General features: G+C 59.5%; 18 protein-coding genes and 1 pseudogene. 10 read left to right on the top strand and 9 right to left on the bottom strand.

All coding sequences use genetic code 11. The features are described from left to right. Positions 1-421: 421 nt before the first annotated feature. Complete coding sequence (locus HU719_RS22295) at positions 422-1108, bottom strand: SOS response-associated peptidase family protein (protein WP_186535003.1); 687 nt, start codon at positions 1106-1108, stop codon at positions 422-424. A 105-nt stretch (positions 1109-1213) separates the two neighbouring features. On the opposite strand from HU719_RS22295, the gene HU719_RS22290 reads away from it, so the two are divergent. Together HU719_RS22290 and umuC are read left to right on the top strand one after the other, a co-directional pair. Further along, the gene (locus HU719_RS22290; RefSeq protein ID WP_186535002.1) at positions 1214-1642 is read left to right on the top strand and encodes a LexA family protein; all 429 of its coding nucleotides are present in this window, start codon (positions 1214-1216) and stop codon (positions 1640-1642) included. Further along, positions 1632-2909 carry a translesion error-prone DNA polymerase V subunit UmuC gene (gene umuC, locus HU719_RS22285; protein WP_186535001.1) on the top strand — a complete coding sequence of 426 codons (1278 nt, stop codon included), beginning with the start codon at positions 1632-1634 and terminating at the stop codon, positions 2907-2909. The genes HU719_RS22290 and umuC overlap by 11 nt, the downstream gene beginning before the upstream one ends. A gap of 182 nt (positions 2910-3091) precedes the next feature. On the opposite strand, the gene HU719_RS22280 is transcribed toward umuC, so the two are convergent. The 5 genes from HU719_RS22280 to HU719_RS22260 all read right to left on the bottom strand — a co-directional run bounded on the left by HU719_RS22280 (position 3092) and on the right by HU719_RS22260 (position 6926). After that, positions 3092-3445, bottom strand: a complete 354-nt coding sequence (locus HU719_RS22280) for a hypothetical protein (RefSeq protein ID WP_186535000.1) — start codon at positions 3443-3445, stop codon at positions 3092-3094. Between the two features lie 32 nt (positions 3446-3477). Further along, positions 3478-4104 (bottom strand): hypothetical protein, encoded by a 627-nt coding sequence (locus tag HU719_RS22275; protein ID WP_186534999.1) that lies wholly within the window; start codon positions 4102-4104, stop codon positions 3478-3480. Continuing rightward, positions 4091-5032: a DNA-processing protein DprA gene (locus HU719_RS22270; RefSeq protein ID WP_202883359.1), complete on the bottom strand. Its 942-nt coding sequence runs from the start codon at positions 5030-5032 to the stop codon at positions 4091-4093. The genes HU719_RS22275 and HU719_RS22270 overlap by 14 nt, the downstream gene beginning before the upstream one ends. An 869-nt stretch (positions 5033-5901) precedes the next feature. Continuing rightward, entirely contained in the window at positions 5902-6393 is a 492-nt protein-coding gene (locus HU719_RS22265) for a DinB family protein (RefSeq protein ID WP_186534998.1), read from the bottom strand. Positions 6394-6476: 83 nt separating this feature from the next. After that, entirely contained in the window at positions 6477-6926 is a 450-nt protein-coding gene (locus HU719_RS22260) for a GNAT family N-acetyltransferase (protein WP_186534997.1), read from the bottom strand. A 212-nt stretch (positions 6927-7138) separates the two neighbouring features. Between HU719_RS22260 and HU719_RS22255 the strand changes: the two genes are divergently transcribed. Further along, positions 7139-7483, top strand: a complete 345-nt coding sequence (locus HU719_RS22255; RefSeq protein WP_186534996.1) for a DUF2314 domain-containing protein — start codon at positions 7139-7141, stop codon at positions 7481-7483. Between the two features lie 325 nt (positions 7484-7808). On the opposite strand, the gene HU719_RS22250 is transcribed toward HU719_RS22255, so the two are convergent. Next, on the bottom strand, positions 7809-8516 hold the full coding sequence (locus HU719_RS22250) for a hypothetical protein (RefSeq protein WP_186521022.1): 708 nt from the start codon (positions 8514-8516) through the stop codon (positions 7809-7811). Between the two features lie 64 nt (positions 8517-8580). Next, a pseudogene (locus HU719_RS22245) lies at positions 8581-8807 on the bottom strand (DUF3077 domain-containing protein); the annotation flags it as partial. A 214-nt stretch (positions 8808-9021) separates the two neighbouring features. Here HU719_RS22245 and HU719_RS22240 point away from each other — a divergent pair. Beyond that, complete coding sequence (locus HU719_RS22240; protein WP_186521021.1) at positions 9022-9300, top strand: type II toxin-antitoxin system Phd/YefM family antitoxin; 279 nt, start codon at positions 9022-9024, stop codon at positions 9298-9300. Beyond that, on the top strand, positions 9272-9574 hold the full coding sequence (locus HU719_RS22235; RefSeq protein ID WP_186521020.1) for a Txe/YoeB family addiction module toxin: 303 nt from the start codon (positions 9272-9274) through the stop codon (positions 9572-9574). Before HU719_RS22240 ends, HU719_RS22235 begins: the two co-directional genes overlap by 29 nt. 302 nt (positions 9575-9876) lie before the next feature. Here HU719_RS22235 and HU719_RS22230 read toward each other — a convergent pair whose 3' ends face one another. Further along, positions 9877-10485 carry a hypothetical protein gene (locus tag HU719_RS22230; RefSeq protein ID WP_186521019.1) on the bottom strand — a complete coding sequence of 203 codons (609 nt, stop codon included), beginning with the start codon at positions 10483-10485 and terminating at the stop codon, positions 9877-9879. A gap of 304 nt (positions 10486-10789) precedes the next feature. Between HU719_RS22230 and HU719_RS22225 the strand changes: the two genes are divergently transcribed. The 5 genes from HU719_RS22225 to HU719_RS22205 all read left to right on the top strand — a co-directional run bounded on the left by HU719_RS22225 (position 10790) and on the right by HU719_RS22205 (position 18035). Further along, positions 10790-11275, top strand: coding sequence for a formate dehydrogenase subunit gamma (locus tag HU719_RS22225; RefSeq protein WP_186521018.1), 486 nt, complete (start codon positions 10790-10792; stop codon positions 11273-11275). Beyond that, positions 11269-12822, top strand: coding sequence for a formate dehydrogenase beta subunit (locus HU719_RS22220; RefSeq protein WP_186534995.1), 1554 nt, complete (start codon positions 11269-11271; stop codon positions 12820-12822). Before HU719_RS22225 ends, HU719_RS22220 begins: the two co-directional genes overlap by 7 nt. After that, complete coding sequence (gene fdhF, locus HU719_RS22215; RefSeq protein WP_186534994.1) at positions 12819-15704, top strand: formate dehydrogenase subunit alpha; 2886 nt, start codon at positions 12819-12821, stop codon at positions 15702-15704. The genes HU719_RS22220 and fdhF overlap by 4 nt, the downstream gene beginning before the upstream one ends. Then, positions 15701-15904, top strand: coding sequence for a formate dehydrogenase subunit delta (locus HU719_RS22210; protein WP_186521015.1), 204 nt, complete (start codon positions 15701-15703; stop codon positions 15902-15904). Before fdhF ends, HU719_RS22210 begins: the two co-directional genes overlap by 4 nt. Positions 15905-16241: 337 nt before the next feature. Further along, on the top strand, positions 16242-18035 hold the full coding sequence (locus HU719_RS22205) for an ABC transporter ATP-binding protein/permease (RefSeq protein ID WP_186534993.1): 1794 nt from the start codon (positions 16242-16244) through the stop codon (positions 18033-18035). The last annotated feature ends 110 nt before the right edge of the window (positions 18036-18145 follow it).

Here is an 18145-nt window from a genome sequence, read left to right as displayed (position 1 = left end):
GATGGGGCCTACCTTCACCGTGACCAACTTAATGAGCTCGAACTACTGCAGTTGAAAAAAAGATGACGTTAACCGCCAAGTTGGTGGCGGAAAAGTTGGCGGCCAAGGGTCGCCGATTTCAATACATTATTGAGCCACGGCATAACCTGCCAGGTCGGGTGCAGATAAATGATGAAATCTATGTGGAGGTCCCCGCGTACAGCGATGTAGTTTTTGTCGTGTTGCGACATCCAGATGGTGGTCTTGATTATGGGCGACCGCGAAAGCGGATGGCATATATCGACGAAGACATATCCTGCGCAATTCATCAGGGATGCCCAAGGCCTTGAGTGTTTGAAGCGGCTGAATTAGGCAAGAGTATAAAGCCGTGAACGACTGCCAGAGGTGCTATGAGCCGTTCTGAAACCCGGGATACTCTGCATTAGATCGGAGTGATCAGTTCGGCCCCTTGGTTGCGGGCATTGCCAATCAGCTTGCTGACGGGGTGCCACTTGAAGTCAGTAGCGGGGCGGCACCCTTTCTGGGCGATCACCTCTGCGCGCTCAACCGTCGTGGCGGGATTGATCCACTCCTTTGCAAGGTCTGGTGTCAGTACCAGTGGTTTTCGGTCGTGAATGTCGACCAGCCCTTCGTCCGCTGCGGCCGTGATGATCACGAAGCCGTCGCGGTCGTCGAGCTCCAGCCCGCCGTTAACCTCCGCGAGCGCGCCAAAGAATAGCGGTTCACCGTTCGTGGCGCTTATGTAGAAGGGCTGTTTCCGCTTTGGAACATTTGGGTCAGGCAACCACTCGAACCAGCCATTAGCTGGAGCCAAAGCTCGGCCTGCTGGCCAAAGCGATTTGAAAAATTTACCCGTCATCACCGTCTCGGCCCGCGCGTTGATTGGGTCGGGACGCTTCCCCTTCGCCCAGAAAGGCGACCAACCCCACTTCACTCGATCAATGCTCACTCCTCCTGGCGCCGGCCGGATCAACTCCACGCGGGTGCTGGGAGCGACGTTGTACCTGTTAATCCGCTCATGGTCGTAGCCGTTGATCACGACCAGATCCAGAGCCAACTGCTGCAGGTAGCGGTCCATGCTGTCGTAGATCGAGTACCGCCCGCACATAAATCACCTCACTCGTTTGTCGGCTATGTCAGGTCTGACGTTGACGTAGGAACGGTCTCACAGTTTACTGTATGAATATACAGTTTAGAGTCGGGTTGATCCGTCATGACCATTACAATTTTGGGTAGGCCGACGGGCGGCCCTGCATCGCTGCCCATCTATTCCTTCCGGGTACCGGCGGGATTTCCTTCGCCGGCCGCAGACCATCTGGAGCGCCACATCTCGCTCGACGAGCTATTCGGGTTGCGTGCCCCTCACGTGTACCTGGTGCAGGTGGACGGCGACAGCATGCAGGGCGCCGGTATTTTTTCCGGCGACCTTCTCATCGTAGACCGCAGTAACGAGGCTGAGCATGGCGACATTGTAATCGCTGCAATCAACGCTGAGCCCGTGTGCAAGCGGCTTCACCGTCGGAACGGGGTGGTTATCCTGCAGTCGGAAAACCCCGCTTACCCGCCGCGGCACATCATGGAAGGTGATGACCTGGTCATCTGGGGTGTGGTCCGCTACAGCGTGCGCGATCATGCCCAGTGATCAGGTGTTCGCGCTGATCGATTGCAACTCGTTCTACGCAAGCTGCGAGCGAGTGTTTCGACCGGATCTGGCCAAGACGCCCATCGTGGTGCTGAGTAACAACGATGGCTGTGTGATCGCCAGATCATACGATGCGAAGCCATACGTGAAGATGGGTGAGCCCTATTTCCAGGCCAAGGAGAAGCTGCGGCGGCATGGCATCGTGGCGTTCTCGTCCAACTACGCGCTGTATGGCGACATGAGCGAGCGGGTTATGTCCCTGATTGAGGCGATGGTGCCCGCCAGCGAGGTCTATTCGATCGACGAATGCTTCGCCGATCTCACGGGTGTGACAGGCGATCTAACCCAGCTCGGCCGTGACATTCGAGCCAAGGTGCTGCGCTGCACTGGCATACCTGTGGGGGTTGGTATCGCCCGTACCAAGACATTGTCGAAGCTGGCTAACCACACGGCCAAGCGCTTGCAGCAGGTCACTGGCGGGGTCGTAGATATCACCAGGCCGTTTGAGCGCGATTGGGTGCTGCGAAACACCGAAGTCAAAGAGGTGTGGGGGATCGGCCGGAAGATGACCGTCCACCTCGAAAGCATGGGGATCAAGACAGCGATGGATCTGGCGAGGGCTGACCCGCGCATGCTGCGCGACAAGTTCAGCGTTGTGGTCGAGAAGACTGCTCGAGAGCTCGCCGGCACACCCTGCTTGGAACTGGACGAGCCTGATCCGCCCAAGCAGGAGATCTGCTGCAGTCGCATGTTTGGCAAGCGCCTCTCGGAGGTGACGCCGATCAAGCAGGCAGTAGCCACCTACGCCGGGCGTGCCGCGGAGAAGCTGCGCGCTCAAGGGTCTGTCTGCAAGCGAATACGGGTGAGTATTCGCACTGGGATGTTCAACCCCAACGAGTTGCATCACGCCAAGGGCGCGTTGGTGGAGTTGCCGTACCCAACCAACGACACGCTATTGCTTACCCGAGCGGCGACTGAGGCGGTCGCGCGGATCTTCGAGGCCGGCTACCGCTACAGCAAGGCCGAGGTGTTGTTGCTGGATCTTCGCCAGCCTGGTGAGTTCACCGATGACCTGTTCGCCGCTTCGCAGCCCGCGGCGTCGGACCGGCTGATGTCGACGCTGGATCAGATCAATGGCAGGTATGGCAGGGGAACGGTGACGGCGGGCAGCGTCCCCCGCACCCCCGATTGGGGGATGCGGCGCGAAATGATGAGTCAGTCGTATACGACGCGGATTGATCAGCTGTGGAAGGTAAGCTCGCGGTAGTGATGGGGCAAAAATGGGGCAATCTGTACGCCATTCCATGCCAAGCAATGCCAATTTGAGTGAGCAATGCAGGAATGCAAAAAGGCCCTCAAGCCCTAATTTCAGGGGCTTGAGGGCCTTTAGTCGTTAATACTCCAGCACAATCGGTGTGTGGCAAGGGGGCATGCGACGGGTGCAATGTATTAGACCCAAGAGTCCTCAAGCTTTCTCAATTTGAATCCGAGAGCCTGTAACTTGGAAATGACGGTAAGCATCGCGTTGCGCAAATCGGCTTGTGGCGGGTTTCCGCCGATATTGAAATAGAGTAAGTCCGGTTCTTGATCTTCAAACGAGAATGGGCTTATTGGTAATACTTCGTTGATGGCGCTGATTGTAGCTTGGACGGCTTCGTCAGGATTGCCTTTGATAGAAAGGTGGATGTCCCGGTCGTCATCATAGAGATAGACGGTGACGGCGTCTGTAAGGTTGTAGTCGCTGTCTCTTTTTAAGACGGTAAATTCAAAAAATTCCCAGCTGCTTTCGAGAGAGAGTTCCATATCAGCTCCGTGTTAATGCCGTGTTTGAAATATTATTCTATGAATGTGTCAAACTCTGAAGGAGGCCAAACAGTTTTCGCCAAAAAAATGCCGGCGACACTGGTTACGCCGGCAACATTTTGAAGTAGGCTTTTTGCTGCGTTGAAGGAGGCACCCATAGTTATCACGTCGTCAACAACTATCACAGTGCCCCGGGCAGGGTATACGACTTGGGTGGGGTCGACTGCCAGGGTCTGGAGGAGTTGGTTGGGAGTTTGTCGCCCCCCGCCCTCGTGCTGACTTGCTCTGAGGGCCGTTTGCATAAGGATCGGGCGGATATCCAATGGTGGTTTGCTTCTGGCCATGAATTGCAGAACCTTCAACATCCTATCGTCATACTCGGGGTGCCCTGAAGGCTTGGAGCATGGCATGGGGACGAATGTGACTTGCGTGTCGGCCTCAATTTTCAGGCCGGCAGCCATGATTTGGCCCCAGTACTCGATGGCCAATTGTTTGTAATGAAGTTCGATGGCCGAACACGTAGGTTTTTTCTTGAGGTTGTGGATTTGCTGATTGGTTGTGCTTTTCTTGAAACCACCGCCTGAGGTGTACTCGCCAAAGTGATAGCACCTGTCGTCATCAGAGAGGTATCGATAGTAATCATTATCAAGCTTGATCAACTTTGTCATCCGTGAGCATCTCAACAAGGTCGCTTACATTTTTTACTCGTATAGCGCCCATCTTTTCATATTTGGCGGGCCAGGTTAGCTCTGGTTTTCTGAAACAGCTGTCCAGAATAAAGAGCTTTCTTTTTTGCGCAAGAGCTGCGCGTGCTTGTACGAGCGTTCCCGAGGTGTTTCCTGCTTCAACAATTATCGTGGCGCTTGTGAGCGCTGACATTGTCACGTTTCGGGCAGGGAAGAATAAACGGTTGGTTTTGTAGTTTTGTGCGTCATACCTCAGGAAAGGGACTTGAGAGATTAGTAGGTGCTGTTTGGCGATGTGCTCTTGAAGATCTCTGTTTTCTTTAGGGTAGTATGAGTTTAGTGGGGTGCCAATTACTGCGATCGTGTTGCCGCCGGCATTAAGCGCGGCGTTGTGCGCGCACGAGTCGATTCCTTTAGCGAGCCCGGACACGATGGTATAGCCCTGCTTTACAAGCTTGTGTGCTATGAGGCCCGCATTGAATGCACCTTCTTCACTCGGCGAGCGTGTCCCCACTATTGCGATGCATGGTGTGTCTACGAGCTCCCAGTTCCCCATGTAGTAGAGGAGTTCAATGGGATGGTCGGCATCTCTAAGCTTCTGAGGGTACTCTCCGGCACCGTGCAGCCTGACTCCCACCTGAGCTAAAAAGTCTGCTCCCAAGGAGGACACCAGTTTTGCATGTGTCTCCTGGACAAGCTGCTCGTCCACCAGGTCAGATGGCGCGGCGCCTGGGTTTTCGCTGAACAGCTTTGCGAGATTCGCGAACCATGCTCCCTGGTTCAGCCAAAGCGACTCATAAGCGCTGATCTCCTCCATCGGCACGATTGGCCTGGAGCGAAAAATGTCTGCTATGGAAGTAGTTGAATTCATACTAGGTAGTCTGATCGCTGTCTGCGTCATGGGCGTTCCTTGCTAGACCTTGCAGGTCATGGAATGTTACATCCCAGCGTTCGCCTCTCAGTAGCGTCCATCGGTCCGTCATGCAGTGAATGTAGCCTGAATTGCTGCCTTGAGTCACCAGGAAGGGAGTGTTGCGTTTTGGGGCTCTTGGTGATCTGTGCGCCTACCCCTGGAGTCCTTGCGCTCTTTGGGTAGGTGTTAGTGGCACATCTGATCTGTCTCGGTTCCTTGCGCGAAGGCAGCGTTCGGTGAAGGCCATTTGTCAGAGGAGCACGTTAACATAGGTGGGGTTGAACAGGTGGGATGGTACAAAATTGGTACGTGGCATGGTTGGTTGGAGTTTTCCCCTTTAAGTTAGGGGGTCTCAGCAAAAGCATGCCCAATCCATCATCGGCGCAACAGAAAACCGCCTGACTACCGAATTTACTGGGGTGTCGGGGTTCGCTGTCTGGTTGTGCTGCATGCTCGGTTCTCTCATTTGATGCTGTTTGCTGCCATGTAAGCCTGGGTCATGATGCTTGTTGCTATCAAGGAGCAACCTGCAGATCGATGGGCGTTAGCACGCAGTGCAGGGGCGGAGTTTAACAGGAAAGCTGGGAGGGCGAGGGCGAGCTGGGATCTGTGGCGGGGCTCGTCGAACCCGCAGGACAGGCCAGGTTCCTAAAGACAAAGTCTACTGGGGGGTACGAGATATTACAGTGGCTAGGTCGCCGAGCTTTGCTCGGTGCTTCCTTCTTCGCTGGATGGCTGAGGCTAGCAGTTGATCAGCTCAAACTCGGCGTCGGTGCCGCGAAGTCATGCTCCCCTGTGGCTCTCGCTGACACCAGCAGAAGACCTGGAGACACTAGATGTCGCGTCTATCCAGTCGCCTACTGGCGACGCTGCGGTTCGGCGCCATGAATGAACACGGTGTAGGTGTCGGCGGGACGTTTGCCGCCGCCCAGATCAAGGGCATGGCCAATTGCGCCCCGGTGGTAGGTGGCGTGGTTGATAAGGTGGAAGAGGATTTCCTCGCGCGTCAACGTCCCATGCTGCCCGTCCGAAAACACAAAACTTACAGTGCTGTAAAACTCCGTCGGGGGAATGTGTGCGAGGTAATCGGTGGCCCACGCGTTGCATGCGGTCAGGCGCTTTGTGAGGACGTACAGATCAGGAACGACCTCGGTATTAGTTGCCGGATGCGGCGCTTGCTCGCCCAGCAGGCGGGCTCTGAATAACTCCTCGACGATGACCATATGGTTGAGCTGTTGGCGCATGAATGCGAACGCTGGCGAGGCCGGGGCCTTCCCTTCAAAGTCCGCCAAAGCAGCCAAGGTGCGCTCATCGGCCCAAACTTTATAGCGGTATGCATCTTTCAACATTTTCGCTCCCTACGCGTCGATCCAAGTTCACCAAAAGGGTAGCAGTACTGTGTAGGCGGCAGCTATTCGCCGAAAGGCACCACTCAACCGTCCAGCCGCTTATCCATCGGCTGATAGACCAGCCCAGCAATTTCCCCCACTGCCCCTGCCAGCGCAAAACCGTAACTTTCATAGGCGGCTACTGAAAGTAATGACGCTCTTACGGTTACCACCTTGGCCCTGGTCTGCTCCAGCGCCGAATTCATCAGGCTCTTGCCAACACCGCGGCGCTGCCAGGCCGGTGCAACGAACAGCATCGTGACATGGCGCCCTTCCTTGAATTCGATCAGCCCGACCAACGCTCCGTCTGCGATGCAAACCAGCATCAGGTTGTCACTTGCCATTCGTTCGGCTAAGGCGTCCTCTGCAGCAATCTTGGTGAAAGTTTCCACCCCTTGGGGTGGCAGAGAAGGGGCAACCGCCAGCATGAATGACTCCAGACACAGGGCACTGGCGCTGGGCAGGTCTTCGTGAGTCATCTTGCGTATTTGCACGGTTCATCCATGAGTCGTGTTGATGACACTGATGCTGACCTCCCAGGAACGGGCAGCGGTCGTTGCAGGTCGATTTGCTATCGGACAAGCAGTGCAGGCAAAGGCGTCAACGCCCTGAGAGTACAGGCTGAGCGCGTGCGCTGGCACCACGCTGCGAAATATGGCATTACTCCAGCAGAGACCAAATCAAGATATAAGTTTTTTGAGGAATTATGGAAGCAGTATTAGCCGAAATCGATAGGGATGGCTGGGAGTTGGACGACGCCGAAGCCATCCACGCTGAGCATCCCACAAGTTTCTGGCTGCCTCCGAGAAAGGCCAGAAATACCCTTCAGGCACAACAGCTGGTCAAGCTGATTTTTCGAATCCTTACCACTGATGAACATGGCTCAGAAGAGGCCAACGTCGAGCGCATGTGGGTTATCGTCAAGGGGCGAGTTGGAGATTTGTATATAGGGCAGCTCGATAACGACCCCTATTGCACCGACGCGATCAAGGCGGGCATGGAGGTCTGTTTTCTTCCGAATCACGTTATCGATATTTATGAACAGTCATGACGAAACCAGACCTATAGCCTAATGCCAGTCAGGTAGGGCCATCGGGGCCGCTTTGCGGCCCATCGCGGGGCAAGCCCGCTCCCACAAAAGCAGCGTTTATGCATTTTGTGGGAGCGGGCTTGCCCCGCGATGGGCCTAACTGACTGCATTAACCTATACCCCCCTTTAAAGCCGCGTAGCAAGCCCGGTCCGGCTATTCACTGACCCCATCATCCCAAGGCTCATACCGCCAACCCGTCGCCTCCCAAACCATCTGAGGCAGTGCCCGGTTCATTGCGTAGCACCTGCTTGATGCTCTGCTCGCGGTCGAAGGTTTGCGCCGGCTCTATCCGCCGTCCACGATGTAATGCGCCTGCGTATCGACGAGTCCCCGAGCCTTGTCCAGCACCCGCTGTATCGCCTCCTGCTCACCGGCCACGAAGCGCTGCTTGCCGATCGAACACTCAACCCCACCGGGGTCCATGTACAAGCAGAACAGCCCTACAAGTTCATCGCCCTGTTTTTCCAAGAGCATCTCGATAAACGACTCATTCCGGGTGCTCGCCGTCAAATAGGTCAACCCCTCAACACAAGCCTTGCCGCACCAATGCACTTCGTCCCAAAGCAAGCTGACGCCTTTGCCATCGGCAATTGCCGGCACATGCCAAGGGGTAGCGTCTGAAGCGGTAGTGCCCAGCGCTGACAACAGCCGCTGCCGAGCCAGTACCTTTAGCGCGTACCTGTACTTACCCTGGAGAATCGCACTTGAGCGGCTCTCGGAGGGTGCCACCAGGGTCGGCTCGCTGGCGATGCACGCAGTCAGCAGGTAGCTCATGGCTATTTCCGATGGCTGCTCACTCCAGCCGTTGATATCCGACACCGGCGGCAGCCAGAGTAATTGCACGGTTTCGCCGGCATTGGGTTGGTCGTATTTTTCGAAGCAGGCAAAGGTGGTAGTGCCGACGGCGGGTAGCAACTGACTGAGGCTAACTGTCGGCGCGCTGTGGTCAATGTCAGGGCCGTTTGGCCAGAAAGTCGGGCAATGGATGTTCATGAAGCGGGCGTCCTTCGAAGTGTCGGGCAGCCCTCTGCGGAACCTGCCTGCAGCTGCTTGATGGCTAGTGATTCATGCCCAACTCTGCATCATCCATCAGCGCCTTGGCCAGCGCGCTCAGGTAATGCGATGCCCAGATCAACTGCGGGTTGCTGTCCAGTACCCCGGCCAGGGTCATGTCGCGAACACACCCCATCAGCTCGGATGCCTGCTCGCAGAGGATGCCTGGTTCGATGCACAACAGCGGGTTGGGGTGGCCGTTGCCTCATAGAAGCTTGTTTTGCCGGCAGTTACACTACGGTGACCGGCTAGCTATAGGGCCTTGATGATTGTACGGGATGTTGTACTATGATTGGCATGACAGGGATTTCCCGTGAGGGCTTGGCACAACCTGTCTGGATGCTTTGAAATCTGACCATTTTCAAAGCCAATCAGCATCCGCAGCTCCCAGCCCGCAGGGGTGAGGGCGCTGCCATCCACTGAATAAGTGGGAGGAATCAAGATCATGCAGGTACTTACTTTTAGCGAAGCCAGGGCCGGCCTAAAGCAAGCAATGGACGACGTGTGCAGGGATCATGAGCCCACCGTCATTACCCGCCAGCGCGGTGAGCACGTAGTGCTGATGTCGCTGGAGGATTTCAACTCGATGAACGAGACCATTTACCTGTTGGGTAGTGCCTCAAATGCTTCGAGACTTCGGGAATCCATTGCTCAGCACAAAGCCGGAGTGGCCATTTCGAAGGATATCCCCGTCAATGTCCCAGAAGACGAAGCAGCAGAATAAGAAAGCCGCAGCCGAAAATGCTCAGGTCTCGTTTACGCCAATAGGTTGGGATGACTTCGAGCACTGGCGCACCAACGACCAAAAGATCCACGCTGAAATTTGCCGTTTGATAGGTGAATGCATGCGTACACCTTTTGATGGCCTGGGTAAGCCTGAGCCACTTAAAGGGGATCTCTCTGGTTACTGGTCGCGAAGGATTACCAAAGAACACCGGCTCGTTTACTACTTCGGCGCAGGTACGCTCACAGTGATCGCCTGTCGTTATCACTACTGATGGATTGTTGCACAGTGTGGCGGCTAGCGAAGGATGTACTTGAGGCGTGGTCAACCGACCGATGTCCTGGCGCATATCGCGACCAGGAGGCCTATTCATCTCTGCTTGAGGTCGCAAAAGGGCTGCGTTGCATCTGGGAAACGCCCCAATAGTGCGACTGTGCGCGGTCTCTGTGGGAGCTGGCGACAGCCTGCGATGAGGCCAGCACAGACTTGCGCAAAACCATGCAATCTCTCACAGAGACCGCAGGCTTGCCCTACGATAGCGATGCCTGGTTCGGAACCCTAGGAGAGCACTGGCCCTCACAGCGCGATTGCGTTGCTGGCTGTGAGGCGATTGAGCGCATCGGACAGCTGGCGGTCCAGTGTGTCGGTCTTGGCGTCGAGCACGGTGGTCGATGCCCAAGGCGTTACGAACCATCCCATCCACTGGGTAACGTAGTCTTCGTTTCTGGAAATATCTCTCAGCTTGCCGTCGCTGCTTTTAACCTTCAGTTCGACCACATAGTCAAAGCGTGCCGAGCTTGGTATCAGGCCAAGGGAGAACACGGTAAGGCCGCCTGCAAAGCCAGCTGTCGAGAGTTTTTCGGTGATTGTAAGTTGCATCTTAAGGTCACCCGGCTCTTGGTCCAGGCCTCGAAATCGGATCGCTTTGAACAGCCCGCTTTTGCGAAGGGAGTCTTCGATGATTTTCTGGTTTTCTTCCGGCATCCATTTGTTTTCAATTGGAGTGGAACCATCCGTCGAGCGCAACGAGACGATTTCTACATAGACGTCTCGTTTAGGCGCTTGCAGCGCGGTGTAGTCAACGGTAGTGGCTGGCACCCGGTTACCGGTAAAGCCTGCCATGCATCCCGAAAGTACCGCCGTTGCCGCGCAGATGCAGATGAATGCGTTGAATGAGCGTTGCATGTACTCGTGCGTCCTTGCCATGTCTGATGATGTTGCGAAACTCGGGCGAGCCCGATTGATGTCTAGATGATATCACTGCTCATGGTCGGTTTCAGCACATGCCGGGTCGTGCGTGTGCTACCAACCTGCCGCAGACCTGCCATGCTTCAACGATGCCTTCGGACCGCGCGCACCTAGACGCCCGGCCGCTGGCAAGGAGGGTGCCCGCCGCCACGCCACCGTGACGGGGGCGGTGCACCGCAGCTGAATACCCGCCGGAGCCTGCCCGCCACACGGGCTGGCCCGGGCTGCCGAGGTCTGCTGTATGCCTGATGAGTTGAACCACCTGCCGTTGATCCAGCGCGTCCTGGCCCGCGAAAAGGCCAACCCCGGCGCGCTGTTGCCGATCCTCCATGCCATCCAGGCGGGCGCCGGGTACATTCCCGATAGCGCCATTGCCGAGATCGCCCACGCCCTGAACCTGAGCCTGGCCGAGGTACATGGGGTGATCAGCTTCTATCACGATTTCCGTACCACGCCGCCTGCACGGCATACCCTGCGCCTGTGCCGCGCCGAGTCCTGCCAGAGCCGGGGCGCCGAGGCCTTGGCCGCGCAGCTGCGCGAGCAATTGGGGCTCGATGATCATGGGACCTGCGCCGATGGCTCGGTGAGCCTGCGGCCGGTTTATTGCCTGGGGGCCTGTGCGTGCTCGCCGGCGCTCGAACTCGACGGCCAGGTGCACGCACGCCTCACCCCCGAACGCCTGCAAGCACTGGTGCAAAGCTGCCGTGAAGAGGTGAAAGCATGCTGAACCTGTGTATCCCCTGCGATTCGCTGGCCCGTGCGGTCGGTGCTGACCTTGTTGCCGAGGCGCTGGTGCAGGAAGCTGCGCGCCGGCAGGTGCCGCTGACGATCAAGCGCACCAGTGCGCGCGGCATGTATTGGCTGGAACCGCTGGTCGAGCTTGAAAGCAGCGAAGGGCGCCTGGGTTTCGGCCCGGTGATGCCCGAGGACGTGCCCGGGCTGCTCGATGCGCTCGCTACCAACCCGGATGCCCACCCGCTGGCACTAGGCCCGGTCGAGGCAATCCCTTATTTGCATACCCAGCAGCGCCTGTTGTTTGCCCGCGCCGGCATTACCCGGCCGTTGTCGCTGGACGACTACCACGCCAATGGCGGCTTCGAGGGGCTGCGCAAGGCGGCGCTGCTCAGCGCTGACGAAGTGGTCAGCGCGGTGCTTGATTCGGGCCTGCGTGGGCGCGGTGGCGCTGCGTTCCCGGCGGGTATCAAGTGGCGCACCGTGCGCCAGGCCCAGGCTACGCAGAAGTATGTGGTGTGCAATGCCGACGAAGGCGACTCCGGGACCTTTGCCGACCGCATGCTGATGGAGGGCGACCCGTTTCTGCTGATCGAAGGCATGATCATCGCGGGCCTGGCGGTGGGCGCAAGCCACGGCTACATCTATGTGCGCTCCGAATACCCGGACGCAGTGCGGGTGCTGAACGAAGCGATTCTGCTGGCCCGTGAGGCCGGGTATCTGGATGTTGCCGGTAATGGCCTGGCGTTTCACCTTGAGGTGCGGGTGGGCGCTGGGGCGTATATCTGCGGTGAAGAAACCGCGTTGCTGGAGTCGCTGGAGGGCAAGCGCGGCATCGTGCGCGCCAAGCCACCGCTGCCGGCGCTCGAAGGCCTGTTCGGGCTGCCGACCCTGGTGCACAACGTGCTCACCCTGGCCTCGGTGCCGGTCATCATGGCCAGGGGCGCTGCGTTTTACCGCGACTTCGGCATGGGCCGCTCGCTGGGCACCTTGCCGTTCCAGTTGGCCGGCAATGTGCGCCACGCGGGGCTGGTGGAGCGCGCCTTTGGCCTGACCCTGCGCGAGCTGGTCGAGGGCTACGGCGGCGGTACCGCCAGTGGTCGGCCAGTCAAGGCGGCGCAAGTGGGCGGCCCGCTGGGCGCCTGGGTGCCGCCTGCGCAGTTCGATACACCGCTGGATTACGAAGCGTTCGCCGCCCTGGGCGCGATGCTTGGCCATGGCGGGGTAGTGGTGGCGGATGACAGCCTGAACATGGCCAGCATGGCCCGTTTTGCCTTGCAGTTCTGCGCCGAAGAATCGTGCGGCAAGTGCACGCCGTGCCGCATTGGCTCCACCCGTGGGGTGGAGGTGGTCGACAAGCTGATCGCCAGCACCGACCCGGCCTATCGCCAAAGCCAGGCAGGGCTGCTGCGCGACCTCTGCGACACCATGCAGTACGGCTCGCTGTGCGCCATGGGCGGGATGACCGCGTACCCGGTGAGCAGCGCCCTCAAGCATTTCCCCGCCGATTTCGGCCTGGCCACTACGGAGGCTGCGCAATGATCAATTACTTCGACCCCAGCAGCGACATCGACCTGGGCACGCCTGCGCGCGACAGCGACGTGCAGGTCAGCCTGAATATCGACGGCCGCGCGATCAGTGTGCCGGCAGGTACCTCGGTGATGCGCGCCGCAGCCATGCTGGGCACCAGCATCCCCAAACTGTGCGCCACCGACAGCCTGGAAGCCTTCGGCTCGTGCCGCATGTGCATGGTCGAGATCGACGGCATGCGCGGCTACCCGGCCTCGTGCACCACGCCGGTGACCGACGGGATGGTGGTGCGCACGCAAACGCCACGCCTGGCTGACTTGCGGCGCAACGTGATGGAGCTGTACATCTCCGATCACCCGCTCGATTGCCTGACCTGTTCGGCCAACGGCAACTGCGAGTTGCAGACCGTCGCCGGCCAGGTTGGCCTGCGTGAGGTGCGCTACGGCTATGACGGCGCCAACCACCTGAGCGAGCAGAAAGACACCTCCAACCCGTACTTCGACTATGAGCCGAGCAAGTGCATCGTCTGTAGCCGCTGTGTGCGTGCCTGTGAAGACATCCAGGGCACCTTCGCCCTGACTATCAGCGGGCGCGGCTTCGATTCGCGGGTGGCTGCGGCCGGTGGGGCCGACTTCCTGGCTTCGGAGTGCGTATCGTGCGGCGCCTGCGTGCAGGCTTGCCCGACCGCCACCCTCAGTGAAAAGAGCCTGATCCAGTTGGGCCAGCCGGAGCGGGCGGTGATTACCACCTGCGCCTATTGCGGCGTGGGCTGCTCGTTCCGGGCCGAGATGAAAGGCGACCAACTGGTGCGCATGGTCCCTGACAAACAGGGTGGCGCCAACCACGGTCATGCCTGTGTGAAGGGGCGGTTTGCCTGGGGCTACGCGACCCACCCCGACCGCATCACCAAGCCGATGATCCGCAAGAGCCTGCAAGACCCTTGGCAAGAGGTCAGCTGGGACGAGGCCGTCAGCTACGCCGCCAGCGAGCTGCGGCGTATCCAGCTGAAATACGGCCGCGATTCGATTGGCGGCATCACCTCCAGCCGTTGCACCAACGAAGAGGCGTATCTGGTTCAGAAGCTGGTGCGTACCGCATTCGGTAACAACAACGTCGACACCTGCGCGCGGGTATGCCATTCGCCCACCGGCTACGGCCTCAAGCAGACACTGGGTGAATCTGCCGGTACGCAAAGCTTTGATTCGGTGATGCAAGCCGACGTGGTGCTGGTGATCGGCGCCAACCCGACCGATGCGCACCCGGTGTTCGGCTCGCAGCTCAAGCGCCGCCTGCGCCAGGGGGCACGGCTGATCGTTATCGACCCGCGCCGCATCGACCTGGTGGACGCGCCCCATGCCCGCGCCGAGCTGCACCTGCAACTGCGGCCCGGCACCAACGTGGCGATGCTCAACGCCTTGGCCCATGTGATCGTCACCGAGGGGCTACTTGACCAGGCGTTCATCGATGCGCGCTGTGAAGCCGAAGAGTTCGCTCGCTGGCGCGATTTTGTCTCACTGCCCGAAAACGCCCCCGAGGTGCTGGGCCCGGTGTGCGGCGTGCCTGCCGAACAGGTCCGCGAGGCTGCCAGGCTGTACGCCACTGGCGGCAATGCGGCGATCTACTACGGCCTCGGCGTGACCGAGCACAGCCAGGGCAGCACGGCAGTAATGGGCATCGCCAACCTGGCCATGGCCACCGGCAACATTGGCCGCGAAGGCGTTGGCGTGAACCCGTTGCGCGGGCAGAACAACGTGCAGGGCTCGTGCGATATGGGCTCGTTCCCCCACGAGCTGCCGGGCTACCGGCACATTTCCAACGAAACCGTGCGCAGTGAATTCGAACAGGCTTGGGGGGTGACGCTGCAGCCCGATCCTGGCCTGCGTATTCCCAACATGTTCGAAGCCGCGCTGGATGGCAGCTTCAAGGCGCTGTACTGCCAGGGCGAGGATATCGCTCAGAGCGACCCCAACACCCAGCACGTGACCGCTGCCTTGCTGGCCATGGAGTGCGTGGTGGTGCAGGACATCTTCCTCAACGAAACCGCCAAGTTTGCCCATGTGTTCCTGCCGGGCAGCTCGTTCCTTGAAAAGGACGGCACCTTTACCAATGCCGAGCGGCGTATCTCGCGGGTGCGCAAGGTAATGGAACCGCTGGCCGGCAAGGCCGACTGGGAAGGCACCGTGGCCCTGGCCAATGCGCTGGGTTACCCGATGAGCTACCGCCACCCGTCCGAGATCATGGACGAAATCGCCCGCCTGACGCCGAGCTTCCACCGCGTCAGCTATGCCGAACTCGAACGCCACGGCAGCTTGCAGTGGCCGTGCAACGACGCGGCGCCCGATGGCACGCCGACCATGCACATCGATGAGTTCGTGCGCGGTAAAGGGCGGTTCATGCTGACCGGCTATGTGCCCACCGACGAGAAGGTCAACAGCCGCTACCCGCTGTTGCTGACCACCGGGCGTATCCTCAGCCAGTACAACGTTGGCGCCCAGACGCGGCGCACGCACAACGTTGCCTGGCATGACGAAGACCGCCTTGAAATCCACGCAAGCGATGCCGAGAGCCGTGGCATCAGTGACGGCGACTGGGTTGGTGTGGGCAGCCGGGCGGGGCAGAGCGTGCTGCGTGCCAGGGTCAGTGCGCGGGTGGCGCCCGGGGTGGTGTACACCACGTTCCATTTCCCTGAATCGGGCGCCAACGTGATCACCACCGACAACTCCGACTGGGCCACCAACTGCCCGGAATACAAGGTCACGGCGGTGGAAGTGGTGAAGGTGTTCCAGCCCTCGCAATGGCAGAAGCGTTACCAGAACTTCAGTGATGAACAGCGCCGCCTGCTGGAGCAGCGACGCAAGGCCGAAGGCAAGGAACAAGCAGAGGTGCGCCGATGAGCAATGAAAGCCTGGTCAAGATGGCCAACCAGATCGCCCATTACTTCGACAGCGAACCGGACCGTGCCAAGGCGGTGCAGGGTGTGCGCCAGCATCTGGTGAGTTTCTGGACGCCGGCGATGCGCAGGCAGTTGGGGACGTGGATCGAGGAGCATGCCGGGGAGGGCGTGGATGACAAAGTGAGGGAGGCATTGGGCTAGGCTTTTCGCGGTGCATTGCACCGGGTGATTTGATCTTTGCCAGGCGTTTTGTGGGCGGCCTGTTCCGGCCTCATCGCAGGCTGTCGCCAGCTCCCACAGGGATCTGAGCCAGACGCGGATATCGCGGCTGACGCGGTCTCCGTGGGAGATCACCCAGCCTTTCCTGGCTGCGCTGTCGCACAGAGAACTGAGCAGCGTGGGAGCGGGCTTGCCCCGCGATGAAGCCAGCATGGCAAGCCCAAGGCGCTCGTGCAAAAAATGAAATGTCCGTCATGTTCGCCAGGTTCAGCACCCGCCGGTGCTAACCTCGCGAAAACCTCGTCACGGACACGCTCCTATGGACATGAACTGGCACCAGGCTCTGCAACAGAGCCTGAGCTGGCTGGCAATCGCCACAGGCATCACCTTCATCGGCTTTGCCGTCTGCGCCATTGTGGCGGTACGCCATACCCAATGGGGCCGCCAGTTCTGGCGCCTCGCAGGCCCTTACTTCAATGTGCGGCGCAGTTGGCGGCCGTTGCTGGCCTTTGCCTTGTTGCTGGTGCTGACCCTGTTTGCCGTGCGCCTGGAGGTGTTGTTCTCGTTTTGGTACAACGGCTTCTACAGCGCGCTCCAAGGCCTGGACCAGACCGCGTTCTGGTACCTGCTCGGGGTGTTCGCGGTGCTGGCCGCCATCCATGTATTGCGCGCGCTGTTCAACTTCTACGTGACCCAGGCCTTCAACATTCACTGGCGCGTATGGCTCACCGAACGCCTCACCGCCGACTGGATGCGCGGCGACGCCTACTATCGCGGGCAGTTTCTGCCAGAGCCTGTCGACAACCCCGACCAGCGTATCGAGCTGGACATCAATGCGTTCGTCACTGGCTCGGTTTCGCTGGCCTTGGGTGCGGTCAGCGCGCTGGTTTCGCTGGTGGCCTTTACCGGGATTCTGTGGGGCCTGTCGGCGCCGCTGACGGTGGCAGGGCTGGAAGTGCCGCGGGCGATGGTGTTTGCCGTGTACCTCTATGTGCTGGTTGCCACCTGGATTGCCTTTCGCCTCGGGCAGCCGCTGATACGCCTTAATTTCCTCAACGAAAAGCTCACGGCCAACTTCCGCTACGCGCTGATGCGGCTACGTGAAAATGCCGAGAACATCGCCTTCTACCAAGGCGCGCAGGTGGAGCGGGGCACCTTGCTCGGCCGCTTCTTCGCGCTGATCGGCAACGCCTGGGCGCTGGTGTTTCGAAACCTCAAGTTCAGCGGGTTCAACCTTGCCATCAGCCAGGTGGCGGTGGTGTTCCCGTTCATCCTCCAGGCGCCGCGGTTTTTCAGCGGGGCGATCAAGCTTGGCGACGTGATGCAGACCTCACAGGCATTTGGCCAGGTGCAGGATTCGCTGTCGTTTTTCCGCGAGTCCTACGATACGTTTGCCAGCTACCGCGCCACCCTGGACCGTCTGACCGGTTTCCTTGATGCCAACGCGCAGGCCGCCGCACTGCCGAGCGTTGATTCCCGGAACCTGGCTGGGGCTATGGCCATCAGCGGCCTGCAGGTGCGCCGCCCCGACGGCCATGCACTGATCGCCAACCTCGACCTGGACCTGCATGCGGGCCAGGCGCTGCTGATCAAAGGCCCGTCAGGCAGCGGCAAGACCACTCTATTGCGCGCTCTGGCCGGGCTTTGGCCCTATGCCGAAGGTACGGTTGGCAGGCCGCAGGGCCATCAGGCGCTGTTCCTGGCGCAGCGCCCGTACTTGCCGTTGGGGGATTTGCGAACTGCCATCGCCTACCCGGCGGACGCGCCGCCAGCGCAGGATGCCCGCATGCAACAGGCCTTGCGGCAAGTGCAGTTGGCGCACCTGTGCGGGCGTCTGGATGAGCGTTGTGACTGGTCGCGGATTCTATCGGTGGGCGAGCAGCAGCGTCTGGCGTTTGCGCGGGTGCTGTTCAACCAGCCGCAGGTGGTGTTTCTCGATGAATCCACGTCGGCGATGGATGAAGGGCTTGAGCATGCACTGTATTCGCTGCTGCGCAACGAGATGCCGCAGGCGCTACTGGTGAGCGTTGGGCACCGCAATACGCTGGCGGCTTTGCATACCCATCTGCTGGAGGTGGACGGGCAGGGCGGCTGGAACACTGCGGTTCTGTAGGAAATTACCCCGCTGTGTTAAACCCTGCACCGGCCTCATCGCAGGCTAGCGCCAGCTCCCACAAAGACTGCGCCGGGCCAAGATAGACATGCCTGACTGAGATCCTGTGG

The sequence above is a fragment of the Pseudomonas farsensis genome, from assembly GCF_014268805.2.
GTDB lineage: Bacteria > Pseudomonadota > Gammaproteobacteria > Pseudomonadales > Pseudomonadaceae > Aquipseudomonas > Aquipseudomonas farsensis.
Note: the sequence above shows the minus strand (reverse complement) of the source record. Positions and strands in the feature narration are given on the sequence as shown.

What these genes read in the sequence shown, in the direction of transcription:
- HU719_RS22290 (WP_186535002.1), top strand. Translation starts at nt 1,214, where the DNA reads ATGACCATTACAATTTTGGGTAGGCCGACGGGCGGCCCTGCATCGCTG.
- HU719_RS22295 (WP_186535003.1), bottom strand. Translation starts at nt 1,108, where the DNA reads ATGTGCGGGCGGTACTCGATCTACGACAGCATGGACCGCTACCTGCAG.
- HU719_RS22225 (WP_186521018.1), top strand. Translation starts at nt 10,790, where the DNA reads ATGCCTGATGAGTTGAACCACCTGCCGTTGATCCAGCGCGTCCTGGCC.
- HU719_RS22265 (WP_186534998.1), bottom strand. Translation starts at nt 6,393, where the DNA reads ATGTTGAAAGATGCATACCGCTATAAAGTTTGGGCCGATGAGCGCACC.
- HU719_RS22230 (WP_186521019.1), bottom strand. Translation starts at nt 10,485, where the DNA reads ATGCAACGCTCATTCAACGCATTCATCTGCATCTGCGCGGCAACGGCG.
- HU719_RS22250 (WP_186521022.1), bottom strand. Translation starts at nt 8,516, where the DNA reads ATGAACATCCATTGCCCGACTTTCTGGCCAAACGGCCCTGACATTGAC.
- HU719_RS22270 (WP_202883359.1), bottom strand. Translation starts at nt 5,032, where the DNA reads ATGACGCAGACAGCGATCAGACTACCTAGTATGAATTCAACTACTTCC.
- umuC (WP_186535001.1), top strand. Translation starts at nt 1,632, where the DNA reads ATGCCCAGTGATCAGGTGTTCGCGCTGATCGATTGCAACTCGTTCTAC.
- HU719_RS22240 (WP_186521021.1), top strand. Translation starts at nt 9,022, where the DNA reads ATGCAGGTACTTACTTTTAGCGAAGCCAGGGCCGGCCTAAAGCAAGCA.
- HU719_RS22205 (WP_186534993.1), top strand. Translation starts at nt 16,242, where the DNA reads ATGGACATGAACTGGCACCAGGCTCTGCAACAGAGCCTGAGCTGGCTG.
- fdhF (WP_186534994.1), top strand. Translation starts at nt 12,819, where the DNA reads ATGATCAATTACTTCGACCCCAGCAGCGACATCGACCTGGGCACGCCT.
- HU719_RS22220 (WP_186534995.1), top strand. Translation starts at nt 11,269, where the DNA reads ATGCTGAACCTGTGTATCCCCTGCGATTCGCTGGCCCGTGCGGTCGGT.
- HU719_RS22210 (WP_186521015.1), top strand. Translation starts at nt 15,701, where the DNA reads ATGAGCAATGAAAGCCTGGTCAAGATGGCCAACCAGATCGCCCATTAC.
- HU719_RS22235 (WP_186521020.1), top strand. Translation starts at nt 9,272, where the DNA reads ATGTCCCAGAAGACGAAGCAGCAGAATAAGAAAGCCGCAGCCGAAAAT.
- HU719_RS22255 (WP_186534996.1), top strand. Translation starts at nt 7,139, where the DNA reads ATGGAAGCAGTATTAGCCGAAATCGATAGGGATGGCTGGGAGTTGGAC.
- HU719_RS22280 (WP_186535000.1), bottom strand. Translation starts at nt 3,445, where the DNA reads ATGGAACTCTCTCTCGAAAGCAGCTGGGAATTTTTTGAATTTACCGTC.